Annotated in this window: 19 protein-coding genes; 7 read left to right on the top strand and 12 right to left on the bottom strand. The window is 76.4% G+C overall.

Going from position 1 to position 24463, the window contains the following annotated elements; translation table 11 throughout:
• Nucleotides 1–115 precede the first annotated feature (115 nt).
• The 5 genes from ACZ6EJ_RS12420 (at nt 116) to ACZ6EJ_RS12400 (ending at nt 5307) form a co-directional block, all read left to right on the top strand.
• Nucleotides 116–577 carry a single-stranded DNA-binding protein gene (locus ACZ6EJ_RS12420; protein ID WP_469266650.1) on the top strand — a complete coding sequence of 154 codons (462 nt, stop codon included), beginning with the start codon at nt 116–118 and terminating at the stop codon, nt 575–577.
• Between the two features lie 189 nt (nt 578–766).
• The gene (locus tag ACZ6EJ_RS12415) at nt 767–2323 is read left to right on the top strand and encodes a TQXA domain-containing protein (RefSeq protein WP_469266648.1); all 1557 of its coding nucleotides are present in this window, start codon (nt 767–769) and stop codon (nt 2321–2323) included.
• Nucleotides 2324–2522: 199 nt separating this feature from the next.
• Nucleotides 2523–4187 (top strand): energy-dependent translational throttle protein EttA, encoded by a 1665-nt coding sequence (gene ettA, locus ACZ6EJ_RS12410; RefSeq protein ID WP_469266646.1) that lies wholly within the window; start codon nt 2523–2525, stop codon nt 4185–4187.
• A gap of 5 nt (nt 4188–4192) precedes the next feature.
• Nucleotides 4193–4615 carry an acyl-CoA thioesterase gene (locus tag ACZ6EJ_RS12405; RefSeq protein WP_469266644.1) on the top strand — a complete coding sequence of 141 codons (423 nt, stop codon included), beginning with the start codon at nt 4193–4195 and terminating at the stop codon, nt 4613–4615.
• Nucleotides 4612–5307 (top strand): DUF8010 domain-containing protein, encoded by a 696-nt coding sequence (locus ACZ6EJ_RS12400; RefSeq protein WP_469266642.1) that lies wholly within the window; start codon nt 4612–4614, stop codon nt 5305–5307. Before ACZ6EJ_RS12405 ends, ACZ6EJ_RS12400 begins: the two co-directional genes overlap by 4 nt.
• Before the next feature lie 12 nt (nt 5308–5319).
• Here ACZ6EJ_RS12400 and ACZ6EJ_RS12395 read toward each other — a convergent pair whose 3' ends face one another.
• The 4 genes from ACZ6EJ_RS12395 to ACZ6EJ_RS12380 all read right to left on the bottom strand — a co-directional run bounded on the left by ACZ6EJ_RS12395 (nt 5320) and on the right by ACZ6EJ_RS12380 (nt 13108).
• Nucleotides 5320–6321: an ABC transporter ATP-binding protein gene (locus ACZ6EJ_RS12395; protein ID WP_469266641.1), complete on the bottom strand. Its 1002-nt coding sequence runs from the start codon at nt 6319–6321 to the stop codon at nt 5320–5322.
• Complete coding sequence (locus tag ACZ6EJ_RS12390; protein WP_469266640.1) at nt 6318–9125, bottom strand: ABC transporter permease; 2808 nt, start codon at nt 9123–9125, stop codon at nt 6318–6320. Before ACZ6EJ_RS12390 ends, ACZ6EJ_RS12395 begins: the two co-directional genes overlap by 4 nt.
• A gap of 1 nt (nt 9126) precedes the next feature.
• On the bottom strand, nt 9127–12408 hold the full coding sequence (locus tag ACZ6EJ_RS12385; protein ID WP_469266638.1) for an FtsX-like permease family protein: 3282 nt from the start codon (nt 12406–12408) through the stop codon (nt 9127–9129).
• A gap of 211 nt (nt 12409–12619) precedes the next feature.
• The gene (locus ACZ6EJ_RS12380; RefSeq protein WP_469266636.1) at nt 12620–13108 is read right to left on the bottom strand and encodes a MarR family winged helix-turn-helix transcriptional regulator; all 489 of its coding nucleotides are present in this window, start codon (nt 13106–13108) and stop codon (nt 12620–12622) included.
• A 162-nt stretch (nt 13109–13270) separates the two neighbouring features.
• Here ACZ6EJ_RS12380 and ACZ6EJ_RS12375 point away from each other — a divergent pair, with 162 nt between their 5' ends.
• Entirely contained in the window at nt 13271–13696 is a 426-nt protein-coding gene (locus tag ACZ6EJ_RS12375; RefSeq protein WP_469266635.1) for a Rid family hydrolase, read from the top strand.
• A 236-nt stretch (nt 13697–13932) separates the two neighbouring features.
• On the opposite strand, the gene ACZ6EJ_RS12370 is transcribed toward ACZ6EJ_RS12375, so the two are convergent.
• Complete coding sequence (locus ACZ6EJ_RS12370) at nt 13933–14577, bottom strand: LysE family translocator (protein ID WP_469266633.1); 645 nt, start codon at nt 14575–14577, stop codon at nt 13933–13935.
• A 184-nt stretch (nt 14578–14761) separates the two neighbouring features.
• Entirely contained in the window at nt 14762–15163 is a 402-nt protein-coding gene (locus ACZ6EJ_RS12365; protein ID WP_469266631.1) for a globin, read from the bottom strand.
• A gap of 100 nt (nt 15164–15263) precedes the next feature.
• Here ACZ6EJ_RS12365 and ACZ6EJ_RS12360 point away from each other — a divergent pair, with 100 nt between their 5' ends.
• The gene (locus ACZ6EJ_RS12360; RefSeq protein WP_469266629.1) at nt 15264–16286 is read left to right on the top strand and encodes a methyltransferase domain-containing protein; all 1023 of its coding nucleotides are present in this window, start codon (nt 15264–15266) and stop codon (nt 16284–16286) included.
• Here ACZ6EJ_RS12360 and ACZ6EJ_RS12355 read toward each other — a convergent pair.
• The 6 genes from ACZ6EJ_RS12355 to ACZ6EJ_RS12330 all read right to left on the bottom strand — a co-directional run bounded on the left by ACZ6EJ_RS12355 (nt 16267) and on the right by ACZ6EJ_RS12330 (nt 24462).
• Nucleotides 16267–17880, bottom strand: coding sequence for an FHA domain-containing protein (locus tag ACZ6EJ_RS12355; protein WP_469266628.1), 1614 nt, complete (start codon nt 17878–17880; stop codon nt 16267–16269). The genes ACZ6EJ_RS12360 and ACZ6EJ_RS12355 overlap by 20 nt on opposite strands.
• Before the next feature lie 337 nt (nt 17881–18217).
• Nucleotides 18218–19549 (bottom strand): PP2C family serine/threonine-protein phosphatase, encoded by a 1332-nt coding sequence (locus ACZ6EJ_RS12350; protein WP_469266627.1) that lies wholly within the window; start codon nt 19547–19549, stop codon nt 18218–18220.
• Nucleotides 19550–19551: 2 nt separating this feature from the next.
• On the bottom strand, nt 19552–19791 hold the full coding sequence (locus ACZ6EJ_RS12345; RefSeq protein ID WP_469266654.1) for a tetratricopeptide repeat protein: 240 nt from the start codon (nt 19789–19791) through the stop codon (nt 19552–19554).
• Nucleotides 19792–20066: 275 nt separating this feature from the next.
• The gene (locus tag ACZ6EJ_RS12340; RefSeq protein WP_469266626.1) at nt 20067–21377 is read right to left on the bottom strand and encodes a hypothetical protein; all 1311 of its coding nucleotides are present in this window, start codon (nt 21375–21377) and stop codon (nt 20067–20069) included.
• A gap of 854 nt (nt 21378–22231) precedes the next feature.
• A complete protein-coding gene (locus ACZ6EJ_RS12335) occupies nt 22232–23206 on the bottom strand; it encodes an N-acetylglucosamine kinase (RefSeq protein WP_469266625.1) in 975 nt (324 codons plus the stop codon).
• Nucleotides 23197–24462, bottom strand: a complete 1266-nt coding sequence (locus tag ACZ6EJ_RS12330) for a 6-phospho-beta-glucosidase (protein ID WP_469266624.1) — start codon at nt 24460–24462, stop codon at nt 23197–23199. Before ACZ6EJ_RS12330 ends, ACZ6EJ_RS12335 begins: the two co-directional genes overlap by 10 nt.
• Between the last annotated feature and the right edge of the window lies 1 nt (nt 24463).

The following is a 24463-nucleotide window of genomic DNA, read 5'->3' as shown; positions in this document are numbered from 1 at the left end:
CCCCCCCCCCCCCCCCCCCCCCCCCCCCCCCCCCCCCCCCCCCCCCCCCCCCCCCCCCCCCCCCCCCCCCCCCCCCCCCCCCCCCCCCCCGCGACGAGGAAATGGGGGACAGGAAATGAACGAGACCCTGGTGACACTGGTGGGAAACGCCGCCACGGCGGTGGAGTTCCGGGAGACGGCCACCGGAGGAATGGCGCGATTCCGTCTCGCCGTGACGCCCCGGCGCTGGGACCGGGGGAAACAGCTCTGGGCCGACGGGTACACCAGCTTCTACACGGTCTGGGCCTGGCGGACGCTCGCCGCCAATCTGGCCGGCTCGGTCGCGGTGGGGGAACCCCTGGTCGTGCACGGCCGGTTGAAAGTGCGCGAGGAGGAACAGGACGGCCGGCGGCGGACGTTCGTCGACGTCGAGGCCGTCACCGTCGGCCACGACCTCGGTCGGGGGACGGCCGCCTTCCGGCGCGGGGCCAGAATGGAGCCCGATCTGACCGCGCGTCCGGAACGCGTCACCGACGGCGACGCCGAGCCTCTGCGGAAACAGCCGGATCACGCCGAAAAAATGGCGTCGGTGTCCTGAAAGCACTGGTCGTGGGCGGTGTCATGCGATAACGATTCCGATTCGGAATGGTTGTCCCAGGGCCCTGCGGGGGACGGTCCTTCGCCCGTTCCCTAGGATTCCCAGTGCTCATAGGTCACTTGGGTCTGCCGGCGAGGCATTCCCCCGCACGCGCACCACGGGCGACAGCCTCGCCCCGAGGGGAATTCTGTGTTTTCTGCGTCTTCGGCGTCCACCGCACCGTCCGCCACGACAGGGGCGGCCCCCGTCCGCGGCAGAGGGACGGGACCGGCGGGGCGCGGGGACGACGGGACGGCCCGGCGGCGCGGCGGCGGTCGGAGACCCGCCCTCCGCCCGGTCGCCGCGCTGCTGCTCTCCGGGGTCGCGGCGGCGACCGCGCTCGCCGGCGCGGGCCCGGCCGCCGCCGACGACCCCGGCCGGCACCAGGGCGGGGCGGCCGCGGTCCTCGACGGGCTGAAGACGTTCGACAGCGCCGTGCTCCGCGTTCCGGGCGAGGGCGGCGCGCCTGACCGGACCCAGGAGCTGCCCGCCGGGCTGTTCGAGATGACCGTGGACGGCGGCGGCAAGCTCAAGACCTACGGCATCGACCTCCACAACCCCACCCAGGTCCAGGCGAGGTACCTGGAGACCCCCTGGGCCGAGACCTCGCTGCACGGCAACCGGGACGCGGGCCGCGTCCGCTGGATCCTCCAGCACTCCTACCCCCGCGTCGACGACCTCGCCGCCCTCGCCGAGGCCGCCGGGACGGGCCCGCTGACCGAGCGGACCGCCGCCGCCGGCACCCAGGTCGCCATCTGGCGCTATACGGACGGGGCCGACGTCACCGCCAGGGACAAGCAGGCGGAGAAGCTCGCCGACTGGCTGCACCGCGAAGCACGCGACACGGCCGAGCCCCGCGCCTCCCTCACCCTGGAACCGACGGCCGTCTCCGGCCGGACGGGGCAGCGCCTCGGCCCCGTGACCGTGCGGACCGGCGCCGACCAGGTCTCGGTGTCGCCCCCGGTGGACGCGGCGGCCAGCGGCATCGCGATCACGGACGAGAAGGGCGCGCCCGTCACGGCCGCGTCCGACGGCGACCGCCTCTACTTCACCCTGCCCAAGGGCATCGCCGACGGCTCCGCCGCCCTGGCGGTCCAGGGCGCCACCCCGATCCCGGTCGGCCGGGTCTTCGCCGGGGTGAGCCGCACCCAGGCGCAGATCCTGGCCGGGTCGAGCGAGTCCACCGTCACCGCGCGGGCCACCGCCACCTGGGCCGCGAAGGGCCCCGCCCCGGCGGTGACCGCACGGAAGAACTGCGCCAGGAGCGGGGTGGACGTCACGGCCGCCAACCGGGGCGACGCGCCGTTCACCTTCGAGCTGGCCGGCGCCGAGCACACCGTCCCCGCCGGGGCCGCCCGCACGGTGGCGGTCCCCGTCGCCGAGGACCAGGCGTACGACTTCACCATCACGGGCCCGTACGGCTTCCGGAAGACCTTCACCGGGCTGCTGGACTGCGCCACCACGGGCAGCACCCTGCCCGACCGGACCGGCGAGGGCCTCGGCAACGACGTCACCGCGCAGAGCGCCCGGCAGTCCGTCCCGGCCACGACAGGGGCGGTCACCGGGGGCCTGGAGGGCGACCTCGCGGAGACCGGCGGCTCCAGCGTCACCTCGATGATCACCACCCTCGCGGTGGGCCTGCTGGTCGTCGGCGGCGCCACGCTGGTCCTCCTCCGCCGCAGGCCCCCGCACACCCCGGCCGACTGAACGGGCCGCGTCGACGCGAGCCCAGCCCCGGCCCGCCCCCGCCCGCCGGCCTCCCCGGCCCGCCCCGGTCCCAGGGGAGAAGCCGGGCGAGAGAGGGGCGTAGGGGGCATCATCCCCGGACGGGTTTCCTTCCGGGGATGGACGTCAGGCAAGATGGGGTGTATCTGCCCACACCTCTATTGCTGCCGGACGGTTTCTCTTGGCTGAGTTCATCTACACCATGCGCAAGACGCGCAAGGCGCACGGCGACAAGGTGATCCTTGATGACGTCACCTTGAACTTCCTGCCCGGCGCGAAGATCGGTGTCGTGGGGCCCAACGGCGCCGGCAAGTCCACGGTGCTGAAGATCATGGCGGGCCTGGAGCAGCCGTCCAACGGCGACGCGTTCCTGTCGCCGGGGTACAGCGTCGGCATCCTCATGCAGGAGCCGAAGCTGGACGAGGAGAAGACGGTCCTGGAGAACGTCCAGGACGGAGCCGCCGAGATCATGGGCAAGCTCAAGCGCTTCAACGAGGTCGCCGAGCTGATGGCGACCGACTACTCCGACGCGCTGATGGAGGAGATGGGCAAGCTCCAGGAGGACCTGGACCACGCCAACGCGTGGGACCTGGACGCCCAGCTCGAGCAGGCCATGGACGCCCTGGGCTGCCCGCCCGGCGACTGGCCGGTCACCAACCTCTCCGGTGGCGAGAAGCGCCGCGTGGCGCTCTGCAAGCTCCTCATCGAGGCCCCGGACCTGCTCCTCCTCGACGAGCCCACCAACCACCTCGACGCCGAGTCGGTGAACTGGCTGGAGCAGCACCTCTCGAAGTACCCGGGCGCCGTGGTCGCCGTCACCCACGACCGGTACTTCCTGAACAACGTCGCCGAGTGGATCCTCGAACTGGACCGCGGCCGCGCGATCCCGTACGAGGGCAACTACTCCACGTACCTGGACCGCAAGGCCACCCGCCTCAAGGTCGAGGGCCGCAAGGACGAGAAGCGCCAGAAGCGGCTCAAGGAAGAGCTGGAGTGGGTCCGCTCCAACGCCAAGGGCCGCCAGACCAAGTCCAAGGCCCGCCTCGCGCGGTACGAGGAGATGGCGGCCGAGGCGGACAAGATGCGGAAGCTGGACTTCGAGGAGATCCAGATCCCGCCGGGCCCGCGCCTCGGGTCCATCGTCGTCGAGGTGGAGAACCTCTCCAAGGCCTTCGGCGACAAGGTCCTCATCGACAACCTGTCGTTCACGCTGCCGCGCAACGGCATCGTCGGCGTCATCGGTCCGAACGGCGCGGGCAAGACCACGCTGTTCAAGATGATCCAGGGCCTGGAGACGCCGGACTCCGGCTCGATCAAGGTCGGCGAGACGGTCAAGATCTCCTACGTCGACCAGTCCCGCGCCAACATCGACCCGAAGAAGACCCTCTGGGCCGTCGTCTCGGACGAGCTGGACTACATCAACGTCGGCCAGGTCGAGATGCCCTCGCGCGCCTACGTCTCGGCGTTCGGCTTCAAGGGCCCCGACCAGCAGAAGCCGGCCGGCGTCCTCTCCGGCGGCGAGCGCAACCGCCTCAACCTGGCGCTGACGCTCAAGGAGGGCGGCAACCTGCTGCTCCTCGACGAGCCCACCAACGACCTCGACGTCGAGACCCTGTCGTCGCTGGAGAACGCCCTCCTGGAGTTCCCCGGCGCCGCGGTGGTCATCTCCCACGACCGGTGGTTCCTGGACCGGGTCGCCACGCACATCCTCGCCTACGAGGGCGACTCGTCGTGGTACTGGTTCGAGGGCAACTTCGAGTCGTACGAGAAGAACAAGGTCGAGCGCCTCGGCGCGGACGCGGCCCGCCCGCACCGCGCCACGTACAAGAAGCTCACGCGGGGCTGATCGTCTTGGCTCGCCACCTCTACCGCTGCCCCCTGCGCTGGTCGGACATGGACGCCTTCGGCCACGTCAACAACGTGGTCTTCCTCCGCTACCTGGAGGAGGCGCGCATCGACTTCATGTTCCGGCTGGCGCCGGGGGACGGCTCCCCGTCGTTCGCGGGCGGGTCCGTCGTGGCCCGGCACGAGATCGACTACGTGCGTCCGCTGGTCCACCGGCACGAGCCGGTGACCGTCGAGTCCTGGGTCACGAGGATCGGCGCCGCGTCGCTGACGATCGCCTACGAGATCAAGGACGACGACCAGGTGTACGTACGGGCCTCCACGGTCGTCGTCCCCTTCGACCTGGCGGCCGGGCGGCCCCGGCGGATCTCCGCCGAGGAGAAGCTCTTCCTCCAGGAGTACCTGGCAGAGGAGCCCGCCGCGGCATGACCGTGCCCGTGCAGCCGCTGCGGTTCGCCGACGCGGGGGAGGCGGCGGACCTCGCCGCCTTCCTCGGCCGGCTCCTCCACTACGACCGGGCCGCCGCGGTCCGCGTGCAGGCGGGCGGCGGCGACGCGCTGGCCGTGTTCGGCCGCCCGCCCTCCTTCGAGGTCCTGGCCATCCGCACGGCCCGCCTGGACGGACCCCGGACGCTCGACGTCACGGTGTCGGCCGGGGAGCTGCTGGAGTCCCTGGACGTCCCCGGCCCGGAGGGCGACGGCGGCGGACTGCCCGCCGAGGTCACCGGGCCGCCCTGGACCGGTGTCCTGCCCCCTCGGGGCCCGTGGCGGGAGCAGGCGGGGCTGCCCCGGCCGGACGCCCTGCGCTCCGCGCTCGCCGACGCCGTCACCGAGTTCCGCACCCGCGACGAGGCCCTGCCCGCGGACCGGCGCACCCGTGCCGAACGGGACCGCATCGGCCGGGAGATCTGGTCCCGTCCGCTCGGCACGACGGACCTGCCCCTGCGCGCCGTGCACGCCGCCCAGTCCCTGGGCTTCCTGCGCGCCGCCCCCGACTTCCCCGTCACGCTGCTCTCGGCGGGGGGCTGGCTGCGCCTGCGGACCCCGTTCGGCTCGATCGCCCTGCGCCGCGACCCGGCCGCGGGGCTGGGCGCGCTGGGCCTGACCGTCGAGCGCGGCTGAACCGGACCGCCGTCACGGTCCGGCGGAGGTCTCGGGCGGCCGGTGGGCGTCCGGCCAGACGCCGATGTGGTCCCGTTCCAGCTCCAGCAGCACCCGGTGCTCCATGCCCAGCGCCCGCGTGTGGTCCGCGGGCAGTTGGAGCCGGCCGGCGCGGTCGAGCATCGCGTACTCCCTGACCACCTGCGACTCCCGGCCCGTCGCCGCGTCCACCTCCGTGCGGCGCAGCACCTCGGAGGACGTACGGCCGTCGCGGATGGCGACCGTACGGCGCACCTCGTCCGCCACCGCCTGGTCGTGGGTGACGATCACGATCGAGGTGCCCAACTCCTCGTTGGCGCGGCGGAACGCGGCGAAGACCTGCTCCCCGGTGGCCGAGTCCAGCTCACCGGTCGGCTCGTCGGCCAGGAGGACGGACGGGGAGTTGGCGAGCGCCACCGCGATGGCGACCCGCTGCTGCTGGCCGCCGGACAACTGTCCCGGCCGCCGGTCGCGGCAGTCCGCGATGGAGAGCATGGCGAGCAACGACTCGGCGCGGGCGGCCCGTTCGCGCTTGCGGACGCCGCCGCGCAACTGCATGGGCAGGGTGATGTTCTGGATCGCGGTGAGATACGGCAGCAGGTTCCGGGCGGTCTGCTGCCAGACGAAGCCGACCACCTCGCGGCGGTAGCGCAGCCGTTCTCCGGGGCCCATCGACAGCAGGTCGAAGCCGGCCACCCGCGCCGATCCGGCCGTGGGGACGTCCAACCCCGCCAGAATGTTCATCAGCGTCGACTTGCCGCTGCCCGACGCCCCGACCAGGGCCATCAACTCGCCCTCGGACACCAGCAGATCGAGGCCCTGGAGGGCCTGCACCTCCACGCCGTCCGCGGTGAAGACGCGCACCACCCGGTCGCAGGCGATCAGCGCGTCGTGCCCGTACGAGGGGCGGTCGCGGCGGGCGGCCGCGCGCCGCTCCAGCTCGGCCAGCGTCGCTCCGGTCGCGGGGGCTCCGGAGGGTTCGGCGGACGGGGTCATCGGGGGTCTCCTGCTCTGAGTTCGGTGATCGATCCGCGGCGGCTCGCCCACCACGCCTGGACGCACGCGACGGCGGCGGCGAGCGCGACGACCCCGGCGGCCGGGAGCCCCAGCGACCAGAGGTCGGTGCGGAGCGGGACGGGGGCGGTGCCCGACCCGGCGACGCCCGCGAGCGCGAGCGGGACCAGATCGACGCCGGGGGAGAGCAGGGCGATGGTCGCCCAGCCGGTGAACAGGCCGCCCACCGCGGCCAGCAGCGCCTGCGGCATCGCCTCGAACCCCAGCAACCGCCTGCCCTGCCCGGTGGTCAGCCCCATCGTCCGCAGCCGCGCCAGCAGCGCCCGGCGCTCCGGCGCGGTCTGGAGCAGCGAGAGCACCACGGCCAGCAGCGCGTACCCCGCGCCCGCCGCGACGGCCGCGCGGTAGATCCGCTCGGCGCCCGCCTGCACGGGGGTGTCCACGTACCGCCGGCGCTCCTCGGACCGCAGCCGCACGAGGGGGCTCCCGCCGCCGCGGGCGGCCGCCGCCCGCAGTTCGCCGGGGTCCGGGGCGCCGGTCAGGAGCAGCGTGGTGGGCTCCCCGTGGTCGAGGGCGGCGGAGTCGACGATCAGGAAGTCCGTCGGGGAGACGGAGGCCGCCCGCGTGGTCACGCCCACCACCCGCACCCGGAAGTCCCCGGACAGCGTCTCGACGGCCTGCGGCTTCCCGCCCAGACGGGCGGCCACCGCCGGGCTGGCGATGGCGGGCACCACGCGTGCGGGGTCCGGCTCCGCGCCGGGGGCCGGGGCGTGCGCGGGGCCGGCGGCCCGCAGCCGGGCGGCCGGGAACGCGGGCAGCCCGGTGGCGCGCGCCAGCCGGGCGTACGAGGCGGGGTCGACGCCCACCAGGGCCGCGGTCCGCACGTCCGCGCCGCCCCCGCCCGCCCCGGCGGCCGGTTCCGGCAGGCTCACGCTGAACTCGACCCGCACGGGGGCCGCGTCCGCCACGCCGTCCAGGTCGCGCACCGTACGGACCAGGGCGTCGGGCAGCGTCACCCGGTCCCCCCGGCCGCTGATCCGGGCGTCCGCACCGACCGCCGCGAGCGCCGCTTCGTCGCGGGCGTCCCCGATGCCGGCGATCACCGACCCGCCGAACGCCGCGGTGGCCAACGCCAGCAGCAGGGCGAGCAGCGGCAGCGCCCCGCCGGCGGACGAGCGGCCCGCGCGGGCCAGCGCCAGGAAGCCGATCGCCCCCCGCGTGCGGGCCGCGAAGCGCGCGGCGAGCCGCAGGGGCAGCGGGTGGAGCCGGACGAGGGCGAGGGCCGCGATCAGGGCCACCAGCACGGGCGCCGCACTGACCAGCAGGTCGCCGCCGGTCTCGGCCGACGTCCCGCGCCGCAGCAGGGCCGTCACCGCGCCGACCGCGAGCACCAGGAGCGTCAGTTCGCCGACGGTGCGCCGGCGGGAGGGCCGGGCGCTCACCATGTCCTCGCGCGCGCCGTGCGAGGAGGGCCGTGCGTGCCGGAGCACGGTGCGCAAGGGGAGGGCGAGGCAGACCAGCAGGGCGGTGCCGCTCGCCGCCAGCGCCCCCGGCCACCACCGGCCGCCCTCCACGGCCAGCACCGCGAGCAGCAGCCCGAGCCCGGCCGCCGGCGCCACCGTCACCGCCGTCTCGGCGAGCAGCCGTCCGCCGATGCCGCGCAGGGACCCGCCGCGCGCACGGAGCAGGGCCAGTTCGGCGCGGCGGCGGGCCGCGATCAGCGCACCCGTCATCAGCAGGACGGCGGCGGCGACGGAGCCGATGCCGAGGGCGGCGACCGCGATCACCGGGTCGATCGCGTCGCGCATCCGCGCGTCGGCCGCCACGATGTGCCCGAGTCCGGTGTGGACCGTCGCGGTGTCCCCGGCGATCTCCCGCACCCTGAGCAGTCCGGGGCCGCTCTCCAGCGAGGCGACGACGGCCCCCAGCCGGTCGCTGTGGGGGCCGGTCAGCCGGGTGGGGTCGGGCGGCAGCCGCCAGTGGAGGGCCGGTTCGGCGGCCGTGCTCAGCAGCACCGGCCCGGCGTTCTCGGCCAGCAGGACCGTGCCGGTCCAGTAGTGGACGGGGAAGGGGCTCGTGGGGTCCGGCACCAGGGAGGGGGTGCGCAGCAGCGGCTCGGCCGACCAGTAGCTCTCCCGCGGGTCGCGTGGGGCCACGATGCCGGTGATCGTCACGGTGATGGGCCCCCCGGTCGCCGCGGGCACCGCGAGCCTCGCGCCGACCCCGACCTTCAGCTCGGCGGCCGTCTCCTCGGTGACCGCGCCCTGCACCGCACGCGTGTCGGAGGTGACCTCGTCGGGGGTGGCGGGCCAGGCGCCCGCGCTGAGCGTGGCGTGCTGCTCCAGCCCCGTCTGCACCGCGTAGGTGAGCTGGGGCATGAGCGCGTCGGGCCTCGGCAGCCAGGGCTCGGGCGCGGGGACCGGCTTCGTGGTGCTGACGCCGTACGCGGCGGAGGAGGCGTCGGCGCGCAGCGGGGCCGGGAGCGCCTTCAGCAGGTGGCCGCCGACGCGTTCCAGTGCCGGGGCGCGCACCGCCGAGTCCCGCTCGCTCCGCGGCAGCTCGAGGCCGGGGCGCGGGCGGGAGACCTCCACGGCGCTGCGTCCGGCGTCGGCTGTCGCGATGGCGTGCCGCAGCCCCTTGGTCTCGTACGCGTCCACGGCGCGCGGGAACGCGGCGGCGAGGAACGCGGTCACCAGCACCAGCGCGGCGAGGGCCGCCGCCGTGCCGGGCGCGGTGCGCAGCCGGGTGCGGACCCAGGGGGCGCAGGCGCGCTCGTCGTCGCTCATGTCAGTGGTCCCCCTGGTGGCGCAGCGATGTGGCCGGGTCGCCGCGGCGGAGCGCGAGCGTCGCGACGATCACGAGCGGCAGGGCGGCTACGCCGGCCAGCAGCGCGGCGACCTCCCCGGCGGGCAGCTCCACCAGCACCGGAGGCACGGGCCGGTCCGCCTGCCCGGTCAGCACGACGAGCGGGACGACGGCCCGTGTCAGCACGGTGCCGATGGCCGCCCCGATCAGCAGGGCGACGGCGATGAGCACGCCCTGCTCGGCGGCGATCATGCGGGCGAGCGTCCGGCGCGGTGCGCCGAGCGCCCGCAGGACGCCCAGTTCGGCCGAGCGCTCCCGCCGGGAGCCGGCGGCGTTGACGGCGAAGCCGACCGCGGCGAGCGCGGCGGCGACCACCGCGACGGCCGGGAGCGCGGACTGCGGGCCCGCGCCCAGCGGGTCGTCGACCAACGCGCGGGCGGCCTCGTCGCGGACCAGGACCTGCGCGGGGTCGATGTCGGGCAGGGCCCGTACGGCGGCGGCCGCCTTCGCCGCGTCGCCCGGAGCGGTGCTCAGCCACCATTCGGTCGCCTCGATCGTGGCGGTGGGCCGGTGGGCCAGGACCCGGGCGACGGCCCTGAGGTCGAGCAGCAGCGCGCCGCCGTCCGCCGAGGGGTCGGACGCCCCGGCCGTGGTCGGCAGCCGCCGGACGGCCTTGACGAGGGTCGCCCGGACCGTGTTCCCGGCCAGCGTGAGGTCGACCTGCCGGCCCAGTCCGGCGCCGGTGCTCCTCAGGTACGCGTCCGTCGCCACCGCCCGCACGGCCTCGGGGCGGGGGCGGGCGGCGGTGATCCGCAGGGTGCTGGTGGCGAGCGCGTAGGACGCGCCGGTGTCCGCGCCGGTGTCGTACGTGAAGTCCGGCAGCCCCGAGGAGCCGTTGCGCACCGGCGGCTTCCCCGGCCGGCCCTCGCCGAACGCTCCGAGCGTCATGGCGGCGTCCCAGCGCACCGAGGCGGGCGCGGGCACCGGGCGCGCTCCGCCGGACGCGGTGGCCACCCGGACCCCGGCCACCGAGATCCGGCGCCGCTCCGCGTCGCGCGCGGGCGGCGCGGCGTCCACCTCGAAGCCGGTCAGCGCGAGGCCCGCCGCCGCCGGCACCGGGAGCGACACGGGCACCGGGCCGCCGTCGACGGGGACGGGGCCGGCCAGCATCCGGTGCGGGAGCCCGTACCGGTCCTCCAGGAGCACGGTGACCGTCGGCGGGTCCTGCTCCGGGGCGTCGGCCCCGGTGCGCCGCGGCGGCACCGAGGCGATCCGCAGCTCCATCTCCAGCCGGCCGCCGCCCGCCGGGAGGACGAGCCCCGCGCGCGGGGCGGGCCTCGGCGCTATGGCGTCGAAGACCTCCCGGCGGGGCCCGTCGGCGAGGTCGGGGCGCAGCAGCATCCCCTCGTCCGCGTGCGCGGTGTCCAGGGCGAGGACGGCGGCCTTGCGCCCGCCGGAGACCTCCACGTCGGTGCGGTGGGCCGGGGCGGCCTGCCGTACGCCGTCCAGCGCGGCGTACGCCCCGGACGCCGCCGGGCCGTTGCCGGGGCCGCCCACGACGCGGACCGAGGCCCCGGAGCCGAAGTCCGCCTGGTCGGCCTGCGAACGGTTCCAGGACGCGCTCTGGCCGATCGCCAACATGCCCATGGCGACGGACAGGACCAGCAGCAGCACCGGTCCCGCGCCGCGCAGCGGGCGCCGGCCGAACTGCCAGCCCGCCAGCGCGGCGGGCAGCCCGCGGCCCCGGGCGGCGCGCCGTTCGGCGAGCTTCGCGGCGGGCGGCAGCAGCCGCAGCGTGAGGACGGTCCCGGCGAGCAGGGCCAGCGCGGGGGCGGCGACCAGCAGCGGGTCGATCCCGAGGTCGCCGTCCCGGTCGCCGCTGACGGCCCCGCCGCCGGTCTTCGCGGTCTGCCGTTCGAGCTGCCAGTACGCCACCGCCGCGACCAGCAGCAGCCCGAGGTCCGCGCCCGCCCGGACCGCCGAGGGCAGGGGCGCGGCGCGGGCCCCGCGCCCGTCCGACCCGGCCGTCAGCGACGGGGCGACCACGGCGAGGGCGCAGGCCAGCGCGACGGCGGCGGAGACCAGCCACACGGTGCCGGTCGCGCCCGGTCCGGCGTCGAGCCCGAGCCGGGCCAGCGCGCCGCGGTCGGCCAACAGCCCGGTCAGCGGCCCGGCGAGGAGCGGGGCGACCAGCGCGGCGGGCGCGGCGAGCAGCAGCGCCTCGATCGCCGCGAACGAGGTGATCCGGCCCCGCGAACCGCCCCGCGCCCGCAGGAGTTCCCGCTCGCCGCCGCGCTCGCTGGTCAGCAACCGGGCCACGAGCAGCAGGGTGTACGCCGCCAGCACCACCAACTGCACCGCGACGATCGCCAGGGTCGAGCGGGAGACCAGCAGCGCCCGGTCGAGTCGGTCGAGCACGGGGGGCAGCGCGGTCCGCGCGGTGACGCCCGAGGCGAACACCGGTGCCGCCGCCAGGACGCCGGGGGCCTTGGCCGACGCCCGGCGCAGCCCCGGCATGGCGTCGGTGGTCAGCGCGGCGAAGTCGGCGGTGGCCAGCCAGGACGTCTCCCCCTCGCCGAGGCCGCCGGAGGCGAGGACGGCGGGGTCCGTGAGCAGCGGGCCGTAGGTCGTGAAGGCCGCCTTGCGGACGCCGCGCCCGCCGAGCGGGTCCATCTGCCAGTACGGGTCCGCCGGGTCGGCGGCCTCGTAGACCCCGGTGACCAGGACGGGCCGGGGCCGCTCGCGCAGCCGGTCGGTGAGGGTGAGCCGCGCGCCGGGCTCCAGCCGCAGCGCCTCGGCGGCGACGGCCGGCAGTGCGACCTCGACGGGTCCGGAGCGGTGCGCGGCCTCGGGCGCCCTGCCCCCGGTGATCCGTACGCGGGCCGGGTCCAGAGAGGCGAAGCGGGTGAGGTCCGGCTCGCCGCTCCGGGCGGCGGGGGCCCGGAGCCCGCGCGGCAGTGCGTACGAGCCCGAACTCTCCAGCTTCGCCACGGTCACGGGCAGCCCGTCGAAGGCGTCGCGGGCGGTCCGGCGGACGGTCTCGTCGGCTTCCGCGCGCCGGTCGCGGTCCACCGAGGCGGAGACGACGAGCGCGGCGGAGGCGGCCGATCGGTGGGTGAGGGCGTGCCGCAGGGACGCGTCCCCGACCGAGCCGGAGAACGCGGTCAGCGCGGCCAGGACGGAGGTGGTCAGCACGACGGCGAGGGCGGCGGCGAAGAGGAGGAGCCGGTGGGCCCGCACGCGCAGAAAGACGAAACCCGCCACCTGATTCCCCCACAGCCCCGAAAGCACCGCACCCGCACGCCCCCCGGCGTTCCGGTGATGCTGTCAGAGCGCGGGGTTTCTGGTAACCGCCCACCGCAGCACCTTGATGCGATTGTGATCGTTATGCGGTGTTGCAACGTCGGATGTCGACGTGGACAAGTCCCGGTCGATCAGGAACGGTCCAGGAAGGGCAGCGCTGGGTGAACGGCCGTCAGCGGAAGTCGTCGGGGACGATGCGCAGGCGTGCGGCGATACGGGCGAGGGCCTTCTGGTCGGTCGCGTCGAGGGAGTCGAGGACCATGCCGCGCACGGCGCGCAGGTGGGTGGGGGCCGCCTCGCGCACGACGCCGAACCCCGCTTCGGTGAGTACGGCGAGGGTGTAGCGGCCGTCGGCCGGGTCGGGTGTCCGGACGATCCAACCCCGCTGTTCGCAGCGTTTGACGACGTTGGACAGGCGGGAGAGGGACCCGCTGGCGAGGAAGGCGAGCTCGCCCATCCGCAGAGTGCGCCGCGGGGCCTCGGAGAGGTGGCTGAGCACGAGGTACTCGAACAGGCTGAGGCCGTGCTCCTGCCGCAGCGGCGACTCCAGCTTGCCGGGCAGCAGCAGGACGAGGGAGACCAGCCCGGTCCACGCCTCCTTCTCCCGCTCGTCGAGCCAGCGCGGCTCCTCGTCGTCCTCGTGTTCGCCCGTGCCGCTCATGGGCCCTCCCGTGCCGTTCATGGCTCTCCCGCACGCTCGTGGGTCCCGCGCCCCTCCGGCGCGGACGTCATCACTTTACGCGTGAAGTGATCGCCTGGTAGTTTCACTTCACGCGTGAACTCGCGGGGGAGCGCGCCCCCGGCGTCAGGAAGAGGGAGCACCATGAGCACCGTCACCTTCGGCATCGCTCCGGGTTTCGGCGAGAAACTGCACGAGGCCCTCGGCTACAGCGGGGCCGTCCGCGTCGGCGACCGGGTCGAGACCTCCGGCCAGGCGGGGGTGGACGACGACCTGGCCGTCCCCGAGTCGCTGGAGGACGAGATCGTCCGCGCCTTCGACAACGTGGAGCGCACGCTGGCCACGGTGGGCGCGTCGTGGAAGGACGTGATCCACGTCAACTCCTACCACAAGGTCGCACCCGGAGACGACGTCATCGGCGACGACCACAACAGGGTCATGGCCGAGCAGTTCCGCCGCCGCCTCGGCGGCCGCGCGCCGATCTGGACCGAGACCGGCGTCACGGTCCTCGGCCTCGCGGCCATGCGCGTGGAGATCCGCGTCACCGCCGTCGTCGGCTCCGGCGACTGACCCGTACAGCGCACGCGGGGCTCGGGGGCGGACGTCCCGCGCGATGGGGCCGGCCGCGTACCGGGCGGATGGAGGCTCCGGGCCCCGCCCCCCCGTGCCCGTCCGCGCCCAGCACCCGCGGGCGGCCGGCAGGGGGCGGCCGGGCGGATGCCGGCCGGACGCGGCCCCCGCGCCTCGCCGCGAATGCGTCCGGCCGGTCCCGGCGGCACCGGCCTCCCCGCCGCGCGGGGTGGGGGTCAGGTGGGGGTGGGTGTGCGGGAGAGGGCGGTGCGCAGGGCGAAGTAGCCGAGGAGGGTGCCGGATGCGAGTCGTTGGGTGGTCATCACGCGGGGGCGGGCGGCGAGGAAGCCGGACACGTGTGCCGCGCCCAGCATGACCAGTCCGTTCACCGTGACGCCCACGAGGATCTGGACGCCGCCGAGTTGGAGGAGTTGGGCCCAGGCCGGGCCTGCCTGGGGTTCCAGGAACTGGGGCAGGAGGGCGGCGTACAGGAGGGCGATCTTGGGGTTGAGCAGGTTGGTGAGGAGCCCCGTGGAGAACAGGCGGAGGTCGGAGATTGGAGGCAGGTCCGGGGCCGGGGCGAAGGGCGAGCGGCCGCCGGGCCTGAGCATGTCCCAGGCCAGGTAGGCCAGATAGGCGGCCCCCGCGAGCTTCACCGCCGTGAACGCCGGCGGCACCGCGGCGAACAACGCCGACAGGCCCGCGGCCGCCGCCAGGAGGTAGCACACGAACCCCGCGGCCGTCCCGCCCAGACTCACCCAACCCGCCCTGCGACCCTGCGTGATCGCACGGGAAGCGAGATGGATCATGTTCGGACCCGGAGTCAGCGCCATGCCCAGTTCGATCAGGGCCACTCCCCCCACTGCGGCCGCACTGATCACTGGTGGACCCCGATCGTCGGCCGGGCACCGTACCCGGCGCGGGCGCCGCCCGACGGCGACGGGCGGCCGCGACGCATCAGCGGTACGCGCGTCGCCCGCGTCAGGATACGGACCCGCCGTCCGGCGCCTCCGCGCCCCCGGCATCGGCGACCGCCCGCTCGCGTGCGTGCGTCGGCGGGACCGGTCAGTCGGCGGTGTTGACCATCGAGGCGGCGGCGTACGTCAGGTAGTCCCACAACTGCCGCTCGTGCTCGGGCGCGAGCCCCAGCTCGTCCAGCGCGACCCGCATATGGCCGAGCCAGGCGTCATGGGCCGCCCGGTCCACCGTGAACGGGGCGTGCCGCATCCGCAGCCGCGGATGGCCGCGGTGGTCGCTGTAGGTGCGCGGACCGCCCCAGTACTGCATCAGGAACAGGGCGAACCGCTCCTCGGCCGGACCCAGATCCTCCTCCGGGTACATCGGCCGCAGCAACGCGTCGCCCGCCACGCCCTCGTAGAAGCGGTGGACCAGGCGCCGGAACGTCGCCTCGCCGCCGACCTGCTCGTAGAAGGTCTGCTCCTGAAGTGTGCGCGGAATCTCTGTCACCCGTCCATGGTCGCAGACGCACCGGCCGAGTACGGGAGACCTACGACCGCCCCCCGGCCCGCCGCTCGCCTCCCGCGCCCCGCCGCAGGAGAGTGGAGACATGGGCGCAGACCGGAACGGACCCCCCGCCTCCGGGACGGAGGCCGAGGCCGCCGAGGCGCGGCGGGCCCTGGTGCGGGAGATGGCCGCACGGGGCGGGCTCACCGACCCCGCCTGGCGCACCGCCTTCACTCAGGTGCCGCGCCATCTGTTCGTGCCCTCCTACTACGTGCGCGGCGTCCGGGGCTACGAACGCCTCGGGCGGGAGGACCCCGACCCCGAGCGGCGGGCGCGCTGGCTGCGCGGGGCGTACGCGGACACCGCCCTCGCCACCCGGCTTGAGGACGGCGAGGTCGTCTCCTCCTCCAGCCAGCCGTCCCTGATGGCGCTGATGCTGGAAGCCCTCGACGTACGGGACGGGCACACGGTCCTGGAGATCGGCACCGGCCCCGGCTACAACGCGGCGCTGCTCGCCCACCGGCTCGGCGACGGGGCCGTGACCAGCGTCGACCTGGACCCGGAGATCACGGGGCCGGCCCGCCGCCGGCTCGCCGAGGCGGGACACCGCCCGACGGTGGCCACCGGCGACGGGGCGCACGGCTGCCCCGAGCGCGCCTCGTTCGACCGGATCATCGCCACCTGCGCCCTGCCGTCCGTACCGCCGGCCTGGCCGGAGCAGTGCCGGCCCGGCGGCCTCGTCCTGGCGCCGTACGCCACGGGGCTGGTCGCGCTCCGGGTCCGCGCGACCGCGCGGGGGCCGTGCGCCGAGGGGCGCTTCCTGCACACCCCCGCGTACTTCGTGCCCCTGCGCGGAGCGCTGCCGCTCCCGGCGGCCCTGCCGCACCTCGGCGGAGTGCCGCACCGGGTGGCCGGGAACGACCTCTTCCGGTTCCTGCTGACCCTGACGGCGGGCGTCCTCGACCCGCGTGCGGCCCTCTCCCTCTGGGAGCGCGAAGGACGCCCCCAGCGGGAGAGGTACGGCATCACGGCAAGCCGGGACCGGCAGTGGGCCTGGCTCGACGACCCGTGGGGGCCGTACACCTGGCCCCTGGGGGGTGCGCCGCTCAGTCCCGGCGGACCGTGATCGTCGTCCACGCCCCGACGTGCACCCGGTCGCCGTCCTGGAGGGGGACGGGGACGAAGGGCTGGATCGGGTCCTCCGCGCCGTTCAACGTGGTGCCGTTGGTGGAGTTCTGGTCGACGACCGCCCAACCGCCGTCCGGCTGCCGCACCAGCACCGCGTGCTGGTGCGAGACGCCCGGATCCTCCGGCGGCACGGACAGGTCGATGTCGGGGGACTCCCCGGTGCTGTGCCGGCGGCGACCGACGGTGATCTCCTGCCCGGTGAGCGGAAGGCGCTGCTCCGGGGAGTACGCCGGCAGGTTCAGCCCGGTCGCCTCGGGGCCGCTGCGCTCCATCATCGCGAGGAAGTAGTCGCGGTCCGGCGCGATGACGGCGGTCCAGGACGCGGGCTGCCGGGGGCCGCCCCCGCCGGGGGCGTCGGCGTGCCGCTGCTCCTGGCCGTACTCCTCACCGGGTCCCTGGTCCCGGTCGGGCCGCTGGTCCCGGTCCGGCTGCGGGAGTCGGGGCTGCGGCGGCTGGGCCTGGGCGGGCGGCGGCAGCATCCAGTCGTCCTCGCCGTCACCGCGGCCGCGTCGCCGCGGCGGCGCCAGCGGCGCCGACTGCTGGGCGGGTGGAGGGAACGGAGAGGACTGCTGGGCGGACGGCGGGAACGGAGAGGACTGCCGGGGCTCGAACGCGGGCGGCGCGGACTGCCGCTGCGGGTGCTCCTGCTGCTGGAAGGAGGGCGGCGGCGGGTCCTGCTGGAACTCCCGTCGGGGGGAGGGCGGCGGGTCCTGCGGGGCGTCCTGCCGGAAGGGCGACGGCGGGTCCTGCTGGAACGAGGGCGGCGGCGGGGGCCCCTGCGAGAACGAGGGCGGCGGGGGAGGGCCCTGCCGGAACGCGGGAGGCGGCGGCGGGCCGCCCCGGTCGGCGCCGCCCTGCGGGCCGCTCTGCTCGGGGGCGGGCGGCTCGGCGGGACGGTTCGCCTGCGCGGGGCGCTGACCCTGGTGGTCGAAGGCATCGCGCGGTTGGGGCTGGCCCTGGTGGTCGAACGCATCGCGCGGTTGGGGCTGGCCTTGGGGGGCGAACGCGTCACCCGGTTGGGGCTGGCCTTGGGGGGCGAACGCGTCACGCGGCTGGGGCGGACCCTGGTGGTCGAATGCGTCGCGCGGCTGGGGCGGGCCCTGGTGGTCGAACGCATCGCGCGGCCGGGGCGGGCCGTCGGGGGCGGACGGGCCGCCGCCCTGGCCGCCGGGGCCCTGGCGTACCTGGAAGCCGGGCGGCAGGTCGAGTCCGGGCACGGCCGCGCCGGGACCGCTCGGGTTGTTGCGCGGGGCGAGCGGGGTGTACGAGGTCGCCGTGCTGGTGATGAAGTTCCAGCGGCACTCCCCGCAGAACGAGGCCATCGCCTCACGCGGCGTACGGCACTGCGGGCAGAGTTCGGCCTGCGCGGTGGGCGGGCCGCCGTCGGAGTCCCGCGGATAGCCGTAGCCGGGCGCGGGCGGAGGCGGCGGGGGCCTGTCTCCTGCGGGCGCACCACCGGTGGCCATACGGTGTCCGCAGACCTCGCACCAGTCCTCGGAATCCGACGCGTGTCCGTTCGGGCAGATCGGCATGTCGGCGCTTCCCCCTCTCCTCTTCCGGCCGCGGGGGCCGTCGTGCTGTCGATCGCGGCTTCGTTGCTCAGCGAATGCCTGTGGTGACGTCGTCGGTGACGGCCTGGTGACCGCACCGGTTCCTTCGTGACGCGAACGGTCCCGGTGGAGCGCGTTTCGAGTGCTGTCCCGACCGCTTCCGCGACCCTCGCTTTCCGTCGCACAGTACCCGCCGTGCCCTCGGGGGCGTCGACCCCCTTCGCTACGGCGGCGCGACGCCCACCGGACACGCCCCACGGGCGTGGCACGGCGGACGGACCGGGGCGGCCCGGGGGCGGAGCGGAGGCGGCACGGCGGCTCACCCGGTGCCGGAGGCCGCCCCCGTCGCGGTGAACGGGAGCAGCGCCACGGTCACGTTGTCGTGGCCCCCGCCGTCCAGCGCGTGCCCGACGAGCACCCGAGCCCCGTGCAGCGGACGCTCCCCGGCGTCGGCCGGCACGGCGGCGGCCATCTCCTCTGCGGACTCCGCGTAGTTCCACAGGCCGTCCGTGCAGACGACCACCACGCCCGGCCCGTCCGGCTCGAACGCGGCGGTGTGCGGCTCCAGTTCGTAGGAGTCGGCCCCGAGCCAGCCGGTGATGGCGTGGGCGCGCTCGTCGGCGTACGCCTCCGCCTCGTCCATCAGGCCGGCCGCCACCATCTGCGCCGCCCAGGAGTCGTCCTCGGTCAGCCGGGCGGACGGGCCGCTGCGGTCCCGCGGCACCCAGTAGACCCGGCTGTCACCGACCCAGCCGACCACCAGCAGGCCGCCCGCCGTGATCGCGCCGACCAGGGTGCAGGCCGGGGCGTTCTGCCGGCGGCGCTCCTCCGGCTCGGCCTCCCCGGCCGGCTCCCGCGCCAGCGCGTTGACCGCCTCGGACGCGGCGACGATCGCCTCGCGCATCGCCTGCCGCGGGTGCGTGCCGCGCGGCAGCGACTCCAGCAGCGCCTCGTTGGCGGCGCTCGCCGCGGCCGCCGACGCCTCGTCGGGCCGGCTCGCGGAGGAGACGCCGTCGCAGACGATCGCGACGACGGCGGGCGAACCGTCCGGCAGCGCGGTCGCGGAGAGCGCGAAGGAGTCCTCGTTGCGGTGGTGGCGCAGCCCCCGGTCGCTGACGGCCGCCACCGCGTCGAGCTCCCGTTCCACGTGGTCGCGTTCGCGGGTCCGGGCGTGGCCGCACTCCTCGCAGGAGCCGCCGGGGCCCACCCGGCCCGAGCGGCAGGCCGCGCAGGCCCGCGCCCCGCCGCCGGGTGCGGCGGGGGGCGTGGCGGCGCGCTCCGGCGCACGGGGGGCGGGGGCCGCGAGCGGGTAGTCCCCGTCGGCGTCGGCCTCCGGGCCGCCCGGCGCCGCCCGGTCGTCGTGGCGCACCGGCTGCGCCCCGGCGAGCGGCCGGCCCGCGGAGTCCGTGCCGGGCAGGTCCTCCGCCCGGTGCGCGGGCGCGGGCGCGTCGAAGCCGGCGGCCTCCGGGGCCGCGGGCCACGGCACCGGGCCGGGGGGCGCGGGGGCGGCCGCCGAGGGCCGGGCGTCGGGGCGCGCCGGCACCACCGAGAGGTCGTAGCCGCAGGCTCGGCAGAGCAGGTCGCCCGGCTCCAGCGGTTCCTCGCAGCCGGGGCATCGGGTCACGGCGGGCTGCTGGTGGCTCTGAGACATCTTCACACCCACGTCCGGGGGCGGAAACGGTTGGCCCGCTCCACCAGTTCGGTCCTCTCCTCGCCCCGCCGCGCGGGTCGGGCGAGCATCCGGTACGAGCGCTCCGGCCCGGACCGCACTCCCCGCTCGTCCGGTCGGCGGCCGAGAGGGTCCTGCGCGTACGGGGCCGCGGCGGTGGGCCCGCCCGGCGTCGGAGCACCGGGACTACCGGAGGGTACCCAGTACAGCGCCGTCTCCCGCACCTCGACCGGTGACGGCACGCGGTGGACCGCGTCCGGGGCGGGGCCGGTCTGCCCCGGCGCGGCCCGCGGACCGGCCGAGGGGACCGGAGGAGACGTGTCCGCGCGGCCGCCGGGGACGGCGGGGCGGCTCCCGCCCCGCGCCGGGCCGGACCGGGCGCCGACGCGCCCGCGGCCGGCCGCCCGCGCCGGTCGGCGGTGCGCGGCGGCCCCACGCGCATCCCCGCCGCCCGTGCCCGCGCGGCCGCCCCCGCGTCCGGGGCGGTGGTGGCGCGGGCTCACCGCGGCTCACCCGGTCCGCGCGGTCCCAGCAGCTCCGCCGCCGCGTCCCGGTAGCGCTGGACGGCCTGTTCGGCGACGCGCAGGTCGCACGGGGCGCTCCACAGCATCCGGCGCGCCGCGTCGTACCGCTCGACCAGCAGCGGGTCGTCCGCCAAGCCGTGCCGGGCCGCCTTCGCCCGGTACGCGTCGAGCCGCCCGCGCAGCTCCGCGCGGACCGCCAGCGGAGCCGTCACCGAGGTCAACGACGCGCGGGCGCGCAGCAGTTCGTCCTCGGCCTCCCGCTCCAGCGCCTCCAGCAACGGCGAGAGCCGGTGCCACTGGGCGCGCCTGCGGTAGTCCGACGCGGCGGCCAGACGCTCCTGGAGGGCGGTCGGCGGCCCGCTGACGGGCGGCACCTCCGAGGCGGCGATCTTGGCCAGCACCTCGCCGCGCGCCGCCCGCGCCTCCGCGAGGGTCCGGTCGGCGCGGGAGAGCACGTCCCGCAGCCGCACCAGGCGCGCTTCGGCGTCCTGCCGGACCGACAGCACCGCCTCGATCTCCCGCCGCACGTCCTCCAGGGCGCGGGCGGCCCGGTCGTAGCGCGAGGTGTCGGGGCGGCCGCCGCCGGGCGCGGCGCTGCCGGGCCCCGGCGACCAGAACGCCAGCGGGTCGGAGATCACCCGCGCCCGCAGGGCGGTCAGCTCCTCGGTGATCTCCGCCAGGTCGTCCCCGGCCGGATGCTCACCGGGCCGCACCCCCACGGAGTGCGCCAGCGAACGCGTCCGGCGCAGCTCGGCCGCGAGCAGGTCGATCCGGGCGGGCAGCGCCGACCAGACGGCGTCGGCGGCCACCACCGTGTCCAAGGACCGGGCGTACAGCTCGTTCATCCGGGCGACCAGCTCCCGGAGCGAGAAGCGCTCGGGGAGCCGGGCCGGGCCGGCGGCCGGAGGCGGGGCCCCCGCGCCCGGCACGGTGACCGCCTCGCCGCGCAGCAGCTCGGTCAGCGCGGCGAGGTCGTCCGGGCTCGGGTGGCGTCGCCGGGAGCGGATCTCCCGAGCCTCGGACAGCGCCCTCGCGTAGGCGTCGAAGCACCCCCACAGCAGCGCGATCGAGCGCTCCGCCGCGGCCCAGCGCTCACGGGTGACGCCGGTCAGCTCCGCGCCCTCCAGCAGCCGGCGGCCCGCGTGGTCCTGGAGGGCGAGGAGCGAGGTCTCGACGGCCTCGTGCTCCGCGCCGAGCCGGGCCAGCGCACGGTCCGCCTCCTCCCGGTCCATGACCGGGCCGGCGGGCCTCCCCGCGAAGCCGGGGAAGGGGTCCGCGACGCTCATCGATCACCTCTCCGCTCTCCCCGCCGGGCCGGTCGGCCCGGCGGGATCTCCTGCCTCGGTCTGCTCGGTCCGTACGCGCCCCGCACCGGGGGGCCGTTCACCGCGGCGGCGCGGCGCCGGTCGGCCCGGCCGCCGACCGGGCGCGGTACGGCCGCCTCCCCCCGCAGCCCACCGCCCCCGCACCGGGCACCGGGCAGCACCGGGCCGACCCCGACGCCGACCGCGCGCGCCGGCCCCCTCACCCCGCGCCTCCCGCCGTACGCCGGGGCCCCGCGCCCTCCGCGCACGGCGGGCGGACGAAGCGGGCCCCGGACGAAGCGGCGGCCGTCCGGGGCGCTGGCGGGCACGGCCGGCAGCGCGCGGGCCGGGGCGCGGTCGGCACGGCGGCGGGCGGGCCGACCGGCCGTCGCACCGCCCTCCCCGCCCCGAGCGGCCGCGCGCCGGAGCAGCGCCGGGCGCCCGCGGCGCTCCGGCGGCGGGCCGGGACGCCGGAGGGCGCGGACGAGCCGCCGTTCGGCGCGTAGGTCACTCGACCCCCCCTCGGTCGCCGGCGGTCCGTTCCCCGGCCGTCCGGGGGGACTGGTGTCCGGCCAGAAGTATGGACGCGGGGACGGACGCCCGTACCGGGAACGCCCGGATACCGCGCCGCTCCCCGTGCCCGGTCGGCGCGGACGCGGCCGCGGGGGCGACCGGTCCGCCGGACCGTCCGGCGCACGCACCCTCCCGAGACCGACACGACTCCCCATCGGATACACGATCCGGGCCCCCGGTCGGTTCCCCGTGTCACTCGTACGAGGGGCGCCCCACCGCGTCGACGCGGTGGGGCGCCCCTCGGCTCCCGTGGTCCGTCGGCCTCAGACGTACTGCGCGCGCAGCCGCCGGTGGGCCTCCGGCGCCGCGCCCGTGCGGTCCAGGCCCAGCAGGGCCGCCCCCAGCACCGGCGGCTCGGAGACGACGCGCACCGACGCCTTCGGGGCGCGGGCCGCCAGCAGCTCGCCGATCCGGTCGTTCAACTGCGCATGGCGCGCGGCCAGCACGCTGCCGCCCAGCAGCACCGGGGCCTCCTCCTCCAGCAGGTCGAGACGGGCCAGGGCGACCGCCGCCATCACCGCCACCTCCTCGGCCAGCCGCTCCACCAGCGAGGCGGCCACCGGGTCCCCGGCGGCGGCCGTGGCGAACAGCACCGGCGTCAGCTCGTGCCGCCGCGACGACCCCACGGCGCCCCGGTGCAGCGCCTCGATGAGCGCGTACATCGAGGCGAGGCCGAAGTGGTCCGGCAGCGTGCGGGCCAGCTCGGTCGGCTCGCCGCGCCCGTCCTCGGCGCGCGCCGCGAACCACAGCGCCTCCTCGGCGAGCCCGCCCCCGCCGCCCCAGTCGCCGGATATCCGGCCGATCGCGGGGAAGCGCGCGGTCCGGCCGTCCGGGGTCATGCCCACGCAGTTGATCCCGGCCCCGCACACCACCGCCACGCCCCGAGGCTCGTCCACCCCGGCGCGCAGGATCGCGAAGGTGTCGTTGCGCACCTCCACGGAGGAGCCCCAGCCGCGGGCCTCCAAAGCCGCCGTCAACTCGGCCTCCTCGACCGGCAGGTCGGCGTTGGCCAGGCAGGCCGAGACGTGCCCGACGGCGCCGGGCGGACCCGGCAGCGCCGCGACCGCCCGCTCCAGAGCGGCCCCCAGGACGTCGAGCGCCGCCTCCACCCCCACCACGGGCGGTTGGAAACCGCCGCCGCGGGCCGTCGCCAGGACCGTGCCGTCCGCGCCGATCAGCGCCACGTCGGTCTTGCTGTTGCCCGCGTCGACGGCGACGACCGGTATGTTCACGCCCACGCGAGGTGCTCCCGGTTGTGCGCGATGAGCCGGTCGGTCAGGCCCTCGGCGTAGTCGTACTGGCCGATCAGCGGGTGGGCGAGCAGCGCCTTGAACACCCGGTCCCGGCCGCCGCGCAGGGCGGCTTCCAGGGCGAGGTCCTCGTACGCCGTCACGTTGGCGACCAGCCCCGCGTACAGGGGGTCGAGCGCGGGGACGGCCAGCGGCGCGACGCCGTCGTGGCCGACCCGCGCCTGGACCTCGATGACCGCGTCGTCGGGGAGGAACGGCAGGGTGCCGTTGTTGTACGTGTTGACCACCTGGACGGGCGAGCCGCCGCTGCCCAGCAGGGAGGCGGCGAGGTCCACGGCCGCCTCCGAGTAGAACGCGCCGCCGCGCTGGGCGAGCAGCTCGGGCTTCTCGTCGAGCGACGGGTCGCCGTACATCGCGAGCAGTTCCTTCTCCATCTCCGCGACCTCGGCGGCGCGGGACGGCTTGGCGCCCAGCTCCCGGACGACCTCGTCGTGGGCGTAGAAGTACCGCAGGTAGTAGGAGGGGACGACGCCGAGCCGGTCGACGATCCGCCGGGACATGCGCAGGTCGTCGGCGATGGCGTCGCCGTGCTCGGCCAGCAGCCTCGGCAGGACGTTCTCGCCGTCCGGGCCGCCCAGGCGCACGCCGGTCTCCCAGGTCAGGTGGTTGAGGCCGACGTGGTCGAGGTGGACCTGGGAGGGGTCCACCTCCAGCAGCCGGGCGAACTTCCGCTGGAAGCCGATGGCCACGTTGCACAGGCCGACCGCCTTGTGCCCGGCCTGGAGCAGGGCGCGGGTGACGATGCCGACCGGGTTGGTGAAGTCGATGATCCAGGCGTCCGGGTTGGCGCGGCGGACCCGCTCGGCGATGTCCAGGACGACGGGGACGGTGCGCAGGGCCTTGGCGAGGCCGCCGGCGCCGGTCGTCTCCTGGCCGACGCAGCCGCACTCCAGTGGCCAGGTCTCGTCCTGATTGCGCGCGGCCTGTCCGCCGACGCGCAGTTGCAGCAGGACCGCGTCGGCGCCGGCGACGCCCGCGTCGACGTCGGTGGTGGTGGTGATCTTCCCGGCGTGGTCCTGCTTGGCGAAGATCCGCCGGGCGAGGCCGCCGACCAGTTCGAGGCGGTCGGCCGCCGGGTCGACGAGCACCAGCTCCTCGACCGGCAGCGTGTCCCGCAGCCGGGCGAATCCGTCGATCAGTTCAGGGGTGTAGGTGGACCCGCCACCCACTACTGCGAGCTTCATG

Source organism: Streptomyces sp. NPDC041970 (assembly GCF_055588985.1).
The sequence above is the reverse complement of the archived record's forward strand: the minus strand, read 5'-3'. Positions and strand labels throughout refer to the sequence as shown.

Coding starts and splice junctions, on each gene's coding strand:
- ACZ6EJ_RS12420 (WP_469266650.1), top strand. CDS start 116: ATGAACGAGACCCTGGTGACACTGGTGGGAAACGCCGCCACGGCGGTG.
- ACZ6EJ_RS12400 (WP_469266642.1), top strand. CDS start 4,612: ATGACCGTGCCCGTGCAGCCGCTGCGGTTCGCCGACGCGGGGGAGGCG.
- ACZ6EJ_RS12395 (WP_469266641.1), bottom strand. CDS start 6,321: ATGACCCCGTCCGCCGAACCCTCCGGAGCCCCCGCGACCGGAGCGACG.
- ACZ6EJ_RS12390 (WP_469266640.1), bottom strand. CDS start 9,125: ATGAGCGACGACGAGCGCGCCTGCGCCCCCTGGGTCCGCACCCGGCTG.
- ACZ6EJ_RS12380 (WP_469266636.1), bottom strand. CDS start 13,108: ATGAGCGGCACGGGCGAACACGAGGACGACGAGGAGCCGCGCTGGCTC.
- ACZ6EJ_RS12375 (WP_469266635.1), top strand. CDS start 13,271: ATGAGCACCGTCACCTTCGGCATCGCTCCGGGTTTCGGCGAGAAACTG.
- ACZ6EJ_RS12360 (WP_469266629.1), top strand. CDS start 15,264: ATGGGCGCAGACCGGAACGGACCCCCCGCCTCCGGGACGGAGGCCGAG.
- ACZ6EJ_RS12355 (WP_469266628.1), bottom strand. CDS start 17,880: ATGCCGATCTGCCCGAACGGACACGCGTCGGATTCCGAGGACTGGTGC.
- ACZ6EJ_RS12350 (WP_469266627.1), bottom strand. CDS start 19,549: ATGTCTCAGAGCCACCAGCAGCCCGCCGTGACCCGATGCCCCGGCTGC.
- ACZ6EJ_RS12340 (WP_469266626.1), bottom strand. CDS start 21,377: ATGAGCGTCGCGGACCCCTTCCCCGGCTTCGCGGGGAGGCCCGCCGGC.
- ACZ6EJ_RS12330 (WP_469266624.1), bottom strand. CDS start 24,462: ATGAAGCTCGCAGTAGTGGGTGGCGGGTCCACCTACACCCCTGAACTG.